The 12134-nt window shown below is 39.3% G+C and carries 10 protein-coding genes and 1 pseudogene; 10 read left to right on the top strand and 1 reads right to left on the bottom strand.

The annotated features are described in order from the left end of the window. Window positions 1–127: 127 nt before the first annotated feature. Window positions 128–859, bottom strand: a pseudogene (locus IEW67_RS11610) (ISAzo13-like element transposase-related protein); the annotation flags it as partial. Window positions 860–1052: 193 nt separating this feature from the next. On the opposite strand from IEW67_RS11610, the gene IEW67_RS11605 reads away from it, so the two are divergent. The 10 genes from IEW67_RS11605 to IEW67_RS11560 all read left to right on the top strand — a co-directional run bounded on the left by IEW67_RS11605 (window position 1053) and on the right by IEW67_RS11560 (window position 11926). Then, window positions 1053–3791, top strand: coding sequence for a DEAD/DEAH box helicase (locus IEW67_RS11605; RefSeq protein WP_188633240.1), 2739 nt, complete (start codon window positions 1053–1055; stop codon window positions 3789–3791). Window positions 3792–4080: 289 nt separating this feature from the next. Continuing rightward, window positions 4081–5472: a serine hydrolase domain-containing protein gene (locus IEW67_RS11600; protein WP_188633239.1), complete on the top strand. Its 1392-nt coding sequence runs from the start codon at window positions 4081–4083 to the stop codon at window positions 5470–5472. 80 nt (window positions 5473–5552) lie between these two features. Beyond that, window positions 5553–6398: an ABC transporter ATP-binding protein gene (locus IEW67_RS11595; RefSeq protein ID WP_188633238.1), complete on the top strand. Its 846-nt coding sequence runs from the start codon at window positions 5553–5555 to the stop codon at window positions 6396–6398. Next, entirely contained in the window at window positions 6395–7117 is a 723-nt protein-coding gene (locus IEW67_RS11590; protein WP_188633237.1) for an ABC transporter permease, read from the top strand. Before IEW67_RS11595 ends, IEW67_RS11590 begins: the two co-directional genes overlap by 4 nt. Window positions 7118–7299: 182 nt before the next feature. Next, complete coding sequence (locus IEW67_RS11585) at window positions 7300–7623, top strand: hypothetical protein (protein WP_188633236.1); 324 nt, start codon at window positions 7300–7302, stop codon at window positions 7621–7623. A gap of 573 nt (window positions 7624–8196) precedes the next feature. Further along, complete coding sequence (gene crcB / locus IEW67_RS11580; protein WP_229671789.1) at window positions 8197–8559, top strand: fluoride efflux transporter CrcB; 363 nt, start codon at window positions 8197–8199, stop codon at window positions 8557–8559. A 1-nt stretch (window position 8560) separates the two neighbouring features. Next, the gene (gene crcB / locus IEW67_RS11575) at window positions 8561–8920 is read left to right on the top strand and encodes a fluoride efflux transporter CrcB (protein WP_188633234.1); all 360 of its coding nucleotides are present in this window, start codon (window positions 8561–8563) and stop codon (window positions 8918–8920) included. A gap of 171 nt (window positions 8921–9091) precedes the next feature. Beyond that, the gene (locus IEW67_RS11570) at window positions 9092–9466 is read left to right on the top strand and encodes a DoxX family protein (RefSeq protein ID WP_188633233.1); all 375 of its coding nucleotides are present in this window, start codon (window positions 9092–9094) and stop codon (window positions 9464–9466) included. Window positions 9467–9584: 118 nt separating this feature from the next. Further along, entirely contained in the window at window positions 9585–10103 is a 519-nt protein-coding gene (locus IEW67_RS11565; protein ID WP_229671787.1) for a GNAT family N-acetyltransferase, read from the top strand. A gap of 620 nt (window positions 10104–10723) precedes the next feature. Then, the gene (locus IEW67_RS11560) at window positions 10724–11926 is read left to right on the top strand and encodes a M24 family metallopeptidase (protein WP_188633232.1); all 1203 of its coding nucleotides are present in this window, start codon (window positions 10724–10726) and stop codon (window positions 11924–11926) included. Window positions 11927–12134 lie beyond the last annotated feature (208 nt).

The raw sequence follows: 12134 nt of genomic DNA, 5'->3' as shown, positions 1-12134 counted from the left end.
CGAGCAGAAATCATTCATTTTAGAGAGGATGAAAGCTATCGAATGAAGCATCGTTCTTCCATTTTTGAGGAAAAAAGTGTTCAAAATTAATTAGCGAAAAGTGTTCATTTTCACTTGACGGTTACATTGTTTCGGTGAATGTCAGTTCAAGGTGATCATTGGTCACATCCAAAATGCCAAAAGGTGTGAGGTGATCATTTCCGAAGTCATGATCGGCTGCTTCTATAGTTGCCCTGCTCTTGCCACCTCTTGAAAACGGTCCGATTTTTACGCGGTCTTTGGTATCAATCGATAAACGCACAACATTGCTTTTAGATTGGTTCTCATAATGCACTTGATGGAGGTTATCAAATATCGCATCTGTTTCTTCAATTTTCTTGAGTGGTTTCACTTTCTTAACCTTTTTGAGCTGGTAACCCTGCTCATTGATTTTGGTGTTTAACGTTTGGTTAGTAGGTAAATCTTCTTCTGTATAGCCTTTTAGTTCGATAAGCTGTTTTCTTATTTCGGCAACGGTAAGTCTGGTGAACAGTTTCGTGGTGTTAAAGCTGGGATCTGTCTGACTTTGCCCATCCACGATGGCCTTGATATCCTGTATTAAATTAGGAAGACGTTCTTCCACTTTCTTTCTGCCCCTTGCATGAAAGGCGTCTTCAAAGGGTATACCTGTTTTTAACTCGCAACGGCCTTTCCTTATGGTATCTCTGCTGACGTGAAACTCTTTCGCAACAAGGGATTGACCGCCTTTTCCAATGGCTTCTGCTGTCTCGGCAAGCGCTATGCGTTTATCCGAACCGGTTAACTTGTGGATGCTCTCTTTAAGAATATCTTTGATGTTTTCAAAAAAGTTCTGTATCATGGTATCTGTATCCTTTGGCGTGTTTTTTGTTTTGTGTTATTACTAACAATTAAAACATAGTCAAAGGATATTTTTGTATATTTTTACAAAAGTTGACTCATTATTTTTTTGGATGTGCCTTATTTTAACATTATCTAATGAAGAAGAACCTTATTGGTAATATTATCGAACAGATAAGAAAGGACAGTAATTCTTGGATATAGAAAAAGAGCTCGTTTTAATAAAAGACGAGGAAAAAACAAAGCAAATTGAATCATGCACGTTCAGTGATGGTAAATGGAATATTAAGTTTTATAATACTGATAAAGTGTACAGGTACAGGGAAAAGAATGTGGTAAACTTAAACGATCCGACAGAAATAGACACAGAAAAGATGATACTTTACTATAAAGGCCAGTCACTTGGAGGTTCTAAGAAAACATTAGATTTCGGTCCTTACAAGAGAGTAATCTTTAAAAACGGAGTGCAAAAAATATATCCTAGCTCAACTCTTTCAATGGAACAAAATGCTCTTGCAGACCAAGGAGCAAGCAATTGCTTTACGTATTTAAAGGAATTAGCGGATTATGTAGGCTATTTCGGAGACGAGGAAGTATCTTTGTTGAAGAAACAGTACAACAACCTTGATTCGATCAGTACGAGAAGCGTGTTAGCTACGTACTTGGGAATGAACGCCCTTACTCATGAGGAGAGAGAATCCCCGGAACTAATTTTTCCGTTTGGATTTAATGAGAGTCAAAAGAGAGCGACGAACGTGGCAATGACGGAGCAAATGAGCATAATTGAGGGCCCTCCCGGGACGGGGAAGACACAAACAATTTTAAACATTATTGCTAATGCAATTATAAACAACAAAGTAGTCGCAGTTGTATCCAACAATAATTCGGCTACATCCAATGTGTTTGAGAAACTTGAGAAATATGGCATAGAATTTATTGCAGCTTTTCTTGGGAACAGTAAAAATAAAGAAAAATTTTTTAATGAGCAAAGTGGCGCATACCCTGATATGAGTAACTGGGTGTTGAATAAAGAAGAGTTTGAGGCGATACAGCATGAGTTGCGAGAGTCACAAGCTAAACTGGATCAAATGCTTCAATATCAAAAGCAAAAAGCTGTTTTAACTCGGGATTTATCAAGAATCAAACTCGAGTATAAGTATTTTAAAGAATATTACTATCCCTTGGAAAATGAGGAGCCTGAATTAAAGTCTTTCCTGCGTTTGAATGCGGATAAAGTGTTGCAATTTTTAGTGGAATATGAACAAACAGTCAAAGAAGACAAGTATCCATTTAAGAATAAGGTAGTCAATTTATTTGTGCATGGGATATATAATTTTAAATTGTATCGTTATTCGCCTGAAACCGTGGTTTCGTACTTGCAGAAAACATATTATGAAGTGAAGATACATGAATTAACGGATGCAATCGAGAAGCTTGCCGGTAAACTCGATCAGTTTGATTTTGATCATGCTATGCAGGCTTTTAGTGAGGACTCGATGAAGTTATTTAAGGCAAGTTTAGCTCATAAGTATGGATTAGGGAAAGACAGGGTACGATTTTTACCAGACATCTTACGGAAGGATTTTGGATGCTTTAACAGCGAATATCCAATCATTTTAAGCACAACTCATTCGTTACGTAATAATGCTCCTAACAATTATTTATTTGATTATGTTTTAATTGATGAGGCTTCACAAGTTGATATAGTCACAGGTGCCTTAGTAATGTCATGTGCGAAAAATGCAGTGGTTGTCGGGGATGACAAGCAGCTTCCTAATGTTGTGACTCAGGATGTGGAAGAGAAAACGACGACAGTTTTTAATACATATAATCTTAACCCTGCTTATCACTATGCCAATCATAGTCTGCTAACTTCAGTCAATACCTTATTCGAGACAGTGGAAACGACGCTTTTAAAAGAGCACTATCGCTGTCATCCGCAGATTATCGGCTTTTGCAATGAAAAATTTTACCATGATGAGCTCGTTGTTTTAACGGAGGAAAATGAGGACCAAGACCCTCTTGTTATATATGAGACGGTGAAAGGTAATCATGCTAGGGGAACGGTGAACCAGCGACAAATTGATGTGATTTCACAAGAGGTTCTCACTGAACTCAAATTGAAAGAAGATATGTCGGTGGGCATAGTTGCACCGTTTCGTTTGCAGGCGAATAAGTTACAGCAAACTGCTATAGACAATACTGAAGCAGATACGGTTCACAAATATCAGGGAAGAGAGAAAGACATCATTATCCTTTCCACGGTTGCCAACAATGTAAAATCAGATGACTTTGTCGATAATGCCAACCTGATAAACGTAGCAGTTTCACGAGCTGTAAAAAAACTGGTTATTGTTGTGGCAGCAGGGGGGAGGGAGTGGCACGGTACGAATATCGGCGATTTAATTAAGTATATTACGTATCGGAATTTTAAAGTTGTGCAAAGTCAAATCCGTTCAGTATTCGATCTGCTTTATCGTGATTATCATGAAAAATTAATTGAGGTATTAAAGAAACATAAAAAAGTTTCAGAACACAATTCGGAAAATTTAATGAGTGTAGTCATCAAAAAGGTGTTAGAAGAAGATTCGTTTCAAACGCTGGATTATGTGGTTCATCAGCCATTAAGAATGCTGCTCAAAGACATGAATAAGCTGACAGAAGCAGAGCGTGAATTTGCCTTGAATATACGAACACATACGGACTTTTTGATATTTAACAAGATGGATAAAATGCCGGTCTTAGTAGTAGAAGTCGATGGTCACGCTTTTCATGCAAATGATCAGAATCAGCTTAAAAGGGATGCGATGAAAGATACGATATTACAGAAGTACGATGTGCCAATTCTTAGATTGAAGACAACTGGGAGTGAGGAAGAAAAGGTATTACGTAATAAAATGCTTGATGTGTTAAGTTTAAGCAAACAAATATAGCTAGGGTCGGGGTTAATAAGCAGTGAAGTTCACTGCTATGATTTTATTACCTAAGCATCAGTGTGAGGCGAAGGGGTTAAGGCTCTCATGCCTGCTCATAGGCATAGACAACAATCTGATCGAGATAGTCCTTGCGCATTTGCCGAACAACATAATTCAAGTGTGTTCTTCTGTTAACGGATACGATAACCGAATAGGATCATACGCCATTTTTGTGTCTAAAGACCAATTAGTGAAACCATTTGCCCGCTAAAAACGTATGATTATTTAAACTAAGGGAGGCGTTATCGTGGATAAAGAAACGTACGAAGCGTTCGCTGAATCGCTCATGAATGCCCATCAAACCCCAGGAGCAATGATTGCATTGAGCAATCAACGTTACCAAAAAGGATTCGGCTACCGGGATCGGGAAAATGAATTGCCTGTTACGGCTGACACCATCTTTGGTATTGGCAGTATTACAAAGTCAATGACTTGTATTGCAGTACTTCAGCTACAGGAAGACGGTCTACTATCCGTACATGACCCCATCAAAACACATTTGCCCGAGATGACGTTTCAAGGGAGTGAAGATATAACGCTTCATCATCTGATGACCCATACATCCGGCATTCCCCCGTTAAATACGCTTTTTTACGCGAATAAGCAAGCAATGGAAAGAGACGGTTCATTTAATATGCAAATTAAAATGGGCGCTCCTCTTGACCGAGAGCAAGACAGCATAGATACTTACGACGATCTCATAAACTATTTAAATGCCATACAAATCGTTCTCCTTGATCGACCTGGGAAGTCATTCAGTTATTCAAACGACGGCTATGCCCTCCTTGGCATCATTATTGAACGTGTTAGTGGGCAGCTGTATGAACGTTATATAGAGAAGAACGTCTTTGAGCCCCTCGGGATGAATAATAGTTTTTTTAATCCCAATCAATTGGATGAGCGGGCGGCTCGCCTGTACAGCATTGATCCAACTGCCGAAACACCAACAATTATACACTCACCTGAATGGTGGGATGCGCCAGCTATGTGGTCCGCCGGTTATGTAAAATCGACTGCCAATGATATGCTTCGCTTTGGTAATGTGTTTTTAAAAGACGGTAATGGTATTTTAACTGCAGAAAGCCTTACTGCGCTCACTTCCCTACATATTGAAGTTGAGCCCGGTCGGCATTATGGTTATGGTGTTATGGTAACACCTGACTTCTTTGGTACAACACTCATTGAACACGGTGGGGGAATAAAAGGTGTGACGGCACAATTCGCAGTATTACCTGAGAAGAGCATGGCAGCCATTTGCTTAACGAATATTGCGGGTGCACCTGCAGAAGCTCTTTTAAAAGGGGCCGTGCAAAGCGACATGGGTATTGACCCTGACAAAGCGGCCATCAAATATGACAATTACACACTTACTGAAGCTGATCGTCAAGCAATTACCGGTGTCTATCAATCTAATGAAGGGCAGACGATTAAAGTCTACGAAAAGGATGCGGCCCTTTTTGTGGAGATCCAAGGAACTGAAATGCCAACCCGTGCCGTCGGTCGCCAGGCTGTCACAATTACAATGCATGGTACCGAGCACCTGCTGCAGTTTACAGACGATCGCCTTCATTTTGGATTTAGACAACTTGTGAAAAGTGGATCGTTTTTACAGGACAAAACTTTAAACAAAATGAATTAAATGGCTATTTAACATTATTCTTAGGGCGCAGTAATGGAATAAAATCTTTTTCAGTGAGATTATTGGATTGGAGTGTATTTATGGCCACGTTGATAGAAGTGCAAGAGCTAACTAAAACATATTTCACCAGGATATTCTCAAACCTTTCGCTGTCTGTCAATGAGGGTGAAGCCCTTGCGATCAGGGGTGACAACGGTTCGGGTAAAAGTACGCTGCTGAAAATACTTGCCGGAATTACGAAACCCACGCATGGTACCGTTAAATGCATGAATCCAGACACAATGATTGGTTATGTTCCGGAAAATTTCCCTTACAATATTCGTTTCACTGCGGAGCAATATCTCTATCATATGGGAAGAATCCGGGGTTTTTCAGGTTCTACACTTCAAAATCGCATTTCATCCTTGCTTTACCAGTTTCATTTGGGTGATCAACGGACAAATGCTATCGGTACGTTTTCCAAAGGTATGAAGCAGAAAGTTGGAATGATGCAAGCTCTGTTGGAGGAATCTGATGTCCTTTTGTTGGACGAACCACTTTCAGGGCTTGATCTGGACGCACGGAATGACTTGGAATCGATTCTATATCGATTGAAATCGGATGGTCTCACGATTCTATTCACCTGTCACGATAAAAAGCTCTTAAACAACATTGCCGACAGGGTTATTGTTTTGGGAAATCAGCGGATTCAATCGGAATATGTTCCTGCAAAGAAATCCAGGTTCCATGTAAAAATTGAAGCTGATACAAACGACCAAAACCTTGATTTCCTAGATGAGATCGATGGCATAATCAGCAAAAAGCAAACGGGTAATGGTGATCTTTTATTAATGGATGTTGAGCGATCTGCCAGTGACCGACTTCTGCTAACACTTATCCAGCATGGCATTTCAATTCAATCATTGCGTAGAGAGGATGAAAAATGAAGGCTCTAATCAGTTATTACTTTTTGGATTATATAAAATCATACCGTTATGTCCCACCGCTCACCATTTATCTAGTTGCCTTATTTCTTAACTATACGTATAAGCCAAATCCGGTTTTGAGCAGTACTGCAGTGACGGCACTTTATTTGTTTTTGCTAATGGTCTGGTTCACCTTGAGTTTCTTCCATACAGAAGATCCAACCCAGCAGCATTTGACGATCCTTCATGCGAAAAGTAAAGTCAAGATGTTTTTGTCCAAATATATGACGATGTTTTTATGTGTCATCGTGCTTTCTGTTTTCTCAGTGGCTTATCCCGTGGTGTTCGGCATGTTCGGAGCAGATATCTCCATTCTCAAATTAATCATCGGAGTTCTTAACCATTTTTTCTTGGGTGTTTTATCAGTATCGATGGCTGCTTTATTTACACGGGAGATAATCAAAAATCCGGGAACCGGTTGGCTTGGTGTCAGTTTCGTATTGCTTGTCTCCATTGCTTCCACTGGGCTTCGCCACGCATTGCCGAATTTTTTGCAGTGGACTGTTTGGGTCTTACCCCCAGTGCCACACTTGATGTCCTTGATGGAGGGATCTAATGTTGCATCGATATTTCCGGCGATCGGTTTTGTTTATCTGTGGTTAGGGGGATATTCTGCCGTCTTAATTCTACTGTATTTCTGGCTTCAGAATCGAGGTTTTTGGAGGTTTTATGATGGGTAATTCATTTCGCCAATTTCTTGATAATTATTTAAATGTTTGGAAAAACCCATCTTTGGTAGTGATTCAACTATATAAGACCATTCCCGAATAAGTTTTAGAAACTGTTTCATATACAAATGTGAAACATTAATAAGTTAAATACGTATGGTCTATTATTCAAATAATCGAGGGAAGGGAATATTTTGAAAAAAGGCTATATGGTGTTAATGACGATAGTTGTTGAAGCACTTTTGCTTTGGGCAGTATCACGCATACTTGGCTGGAACTTTATCGATATTGTTTTCTTGGGCGGCATTCTTATATTTGGGATAAAATGGTTATTTTCATTGTATATCCATCAGGAAAATAATGAATTTAACGCGCATATAAAGGGTTACACAGGGCAAAAGGCCGGTGGTGTTGGGCCGTTCGAATTCCATATGACGGCGATTGATGCGGGATTATTGTTGTTTATTTTGGGCAGTTTCTTGATTACATTCGGAGCTTATTTTTCTTATTTTATATGAAAATCTTCTGATGGCAAGCGTCAGAATGCTTGATTTATTGTTCATACAGGGTGATAAAATCGTTGTTTAAAATAATTATTCTGATCATCTTTTTGATACTTATGTATGTTGTGCTTAAACAGGAAAAGAGAAGTATAAAATTTAGTTTTCTTATATATTTTTCGCTGTTATCGGTTGTTTTTATGAGTGGGCAAATGTATATTTCATCAACTTATAGTTTGACTGATGATCCTGTTGATGGCGGGTTTACAAAGCTTTATAATTGGGTAAGTTTATTTTTATATTTTTATCTCGTTCCACTGGTTATAATAATCGGTTTCAAAGTATTTAAATTCACTAATGAATCATTTCAAAATATCTGGACAAGAATTGCAATGTTGATATTTTGGTTGGTCGTGCTGGTGGGTATTGGATATGTGCTCCCCTTTATATTTATTTTACTTTTTTATGGGTTTGCCCCGTAACTAATATAATCGTATATAATCGTATAGTTAGTGGAAAAACTTCCTAATTCGGACGCTGACCAGGAATAACTGCAGCTTTAGAAAGGTGATTAACGTGAAGGTATTGTTAGTGATAATTGGTGGTTTTTTTGGTTCTATATGCAGATTTGCTTTAGGTGAATGGATACATATTAACAATGGATTTCCTTTAGGCACCTTCTTAATCAATCTTATTGGATGTTTTTTTCTGGGGTGGTTTTTAACATTTGTAAATCAAAAGGGAATAATAAAGCCTGAGTTTGCGCTTTTAGTTGGAACAGGATTTGTCGGCTCCTTTACGACATTTTCAACCTTTTCAGTAGAAACGCTTAACTTATTCCGGGAAGGTCTTATATTTATGGCGTTTCTTTATGTACTAGCTAGCACAGTTTTGGGAATAGTGTTGGCATTTTCAGGTTATAAATTAGCACTAAAGAAAACGCAGGTGATGTAATATGATTTGGGTTATAGGAATTGGCGGTTCTTTAGGTGCTGCAGTTAGGTTTGTAGTTGGGTACTTGGTTAGTAAAGGAACTCGAAAAGAAAACGTATTTCCTTTAGGAACTTGGATTGTAAACATCACAGGTTCATTTTTGCTCGGGCTGATTACTCAGCTTCATTTTTCAAATGATATCAGTGAATGGTTGTGGTTTTTTGGAGGTGTTGGTTTTTGTGGTGCGTATACAACATTCTCAACTTTTGGAACCGAAACCATAACATTAATAGAATCAAACAAAATAAACACAGCAGCTATATATGTTGCTACGTCAATATTAGTGGGTATTATTTCAGCAACGATTGGTTTTTACATTTAGACTTTAACTCATTCAAACAAGAATTGCGTCTGTCTACAGCACAGATCAATGAGTTGAAAACTATTACGTCATCATCAAATGGTAAGTTTTACAAAAAGAAACATCTGCATTAGGATAGTTGGATACTGGCAGGAAGGGTATGAAATGAGTGAATAAAAAGGTGGCATACATATGAAATTGTTTTTTCGAACACTATATTCGATTCTTTTATTTGGAGCTGGTGTCTTGCATTTTGTCCATGAACAAGGCTTCCGTAAGATTGTACCGAGATCACTTCCCTTAAGACGGACAATAGTGCTGGTTTCAGGTGTTTTTGAAATGATTTTTTCCGTCTTGCTTTGGGTGAAAAAAGGACAACATATCACTGGGAAACTCTTAGCGTTTTTTATGATCGCTGTTTTTCCGGCAAATGTGTACATGGCTGTGAAACGGATATCATTCCAGCCAGGAAAACAAGCCAATCCCTGGATTCTATGGTTGCGTTTACCCTTGCAGCTGCCACTGATTGTTGGGGCACTAACGCTGGGAAGAACAGATAATAGATAGGCTATTCCGGAATCGGGTACATAACAGGGAGGAAAACATCACGGTTATGGCTTCATTGGGTAGTGCTTTCACCTGATATGATTTGATGCTGGTGATGCAAGTGGAAGGATGTATAATCTTGTATAATATTAGAGAAGAGCATAAAAATGATATAGCAGATATTACGAAGGTGAACAACTCAGCCTTTGAACAAGAAAGCGAAGGAAGCATGGTTGAAGCAATCAGAGAAACAAATAATTTTGACCCACATCTATCTTTGGTTGCGGAGACAGAGACAGGAGAAATCGTTGGGCACATTCTATTCAGTGTGGTAACAATTGCCACTAAAGAAGGTGCTGCCAAGACATTAGCACTTGCACCAATGTCAGTAAAACCTCAATATCAAAAGCAAGGCATTGGTTCCAGTTTGGTAAAACAAGGCCTAAGACGATGTAAGGACTTAGGTTATTCCTCTGTGATCGTTTTGGGTCATGCAGATTATTACCCAAGGTTTGGTTTTATTCCTGCAAGTAAAAAAGGGATAAAGCCGCCATTTGAAGTTGCAGATGAGTTCTTTATGGTTTATGAAACAAAGACCGGTGCTTTAGATAATGTGGAAGGAACAGTGAATTATCCGGATGCCTTTTTAGATGTTTGAATTTATTGTCAGCCTTCATCTAAAATACGACGTGCATTTAATTCAAACTGCTTGTTTTAAGTATTCTGTCTATAAATACTTGCCCGCGTGGCAGGGTCTTATTCTTTTATTCCGATGAACTTCACAGTTGATATAGGGATCAATCATAATCCGCTGTCCCCCTCCACCTTTCTGACATCATTCCCAATTTCAGTCACCATACCTGCCACTTCATGCCCTGAAACAGAAGAAAATGAATTAAATGGTGTGAGGGATGGAGAAGTTTTATAGAATATCACACCTATATATCCCCACATAGCCTGGAATTGCAAAGGAATCAAGCATGATTAAGGAAAAGTAAAAGTCTGCAAATATTTTATCACATCCGAAAGTATAAGATGATCTTAAAAAAACTCGGCATTCGCTATAAGGCGAGCCGAATGCCGAGTTTTTCTAATAACGTCAGAAAGTATAAATGGATGACCTTATAAGAAAATCTTCGGCATTCGTTATAGGGCGAGCCGAATGCCGAGTTTTTCTAACAAATATATTGAAGGCGTACGTTTTAATGCATTCGATATAAGGGTAGAGGATTATAGAACAAATTTTTGGAATGGCAAACGAAAAGCGGGGGTACAACTATGGAACTTTTATTTGATATGTCGGAATATTACAACAGGTTAAAAAAAGTAAAAGATAGTATGGAAGAGCATGGGCTTGATGTTCTGCTTGTTTCCAATCCATCCAATATCAATTATTTATCAGGTTATGATGCCTATTCGTTCTATGTTGTCCAAGCATTAATTGTCATCAAGGATCAAGACCAACCGTATTGGATTGGCAGAAGGCAGGACGCCAACGGAGCAAAATTAACGACGTGGCTTGAGGACGATCACATTTACTACTATACCGATGACTATCTCCATTCGACGACGAAGCACCCAATGGATGTGATTGCTCATGTGCTCAAACAATTGCGCCAGGATCGCCGACGCATCGGGCTTGAGATGGGCAGTTATTATTTCTCAGCGATAGCTTATGAAACGTTAAAAGGCTGGCTGCCTGATGCCACATTTGTAAATACAACTAATTTAGTCAGTTATGTGCGCATGATTAAATCGGCGCGCGAACTGCAATATATGCGGCATGCGGCACGGAATGCTGAACTCGCGATGCAAACAGGCGTTGATTCAATTAAAACAGGCGTCAGTGAAAATGAAGTGGTCGCCAATATTTATCAAGCACAAATGAAAGGTGCAGGAGGAATTGACGGTGATTATCCATCCATTGTTCCGTTATTGCTTTCAGGCGTGAAAACTTCGAGTCCCCATTTGACTTGGGACGGGGCGACGTTTCAGGGTAATGAAATCATCACTCTTGAGCTGGCGGGTGTTCATAAACGTTACCACTCTCCACTAGCTAGAACGATTAAGCTTGGGAAGCCAAGCGATCGGGAACGCCGTTTATCAGACGCGCTTCATGATGCTATGGACGCTGCTCTTAGCGCTGTTAAACCGGGTGAAATGTGCGGTGATATAGCGATGGCCTGGACGGAGGCGATTAAAAAATACGGATTTGATAAATATGATCGACTTGGTTATTCCGTCGGTTTAAGTTACCCGCCAAACTGGAGTGAGCATACCGCCAGTATACGTCAGAATAATCAAACCGTTCTACAACCTAACATGGTTTTTCATTTGATTCCAGGATTGTGGGAAGAGGATTGCGGCCTTGAATTTAGTGAAACCTTCGTTGTCACTGAAGATGGCTGCGAGACACTGGCTGACTATCCACGTGAGCTCATTGTTAAGGAAGACGTTAAAGGAGCTCCTTCCCAAAGGTAGTCAATAAATGAAGATGGGAGCGAACTATGGCTGGAAAACACTACCGAGATTATGGATTCCCCATTCTCTCATTGATCATATAACTTAGGTACACCTTTATTGATATCCTGAGCAGTAAATCCGACCGGTATGGTTCTAATGATGTAAGTCCAAGTTTTTCGGACATGTTACATTCCTCCATAACGTTGGTGACCTTAGCGTTACTCAA

The organism is Lentibacillus kapialis (genome assembly GCF_014646635.1).
Classification (GTDB): Bacteria; Bacillota; Bacilli; order Bacillales; family Amphibacillaceae; genus Lentibacillus; species Lentibacillus kapialis.
This window is presented reverse-complemented; position numbering and strand designations above follow the sequence as displayed.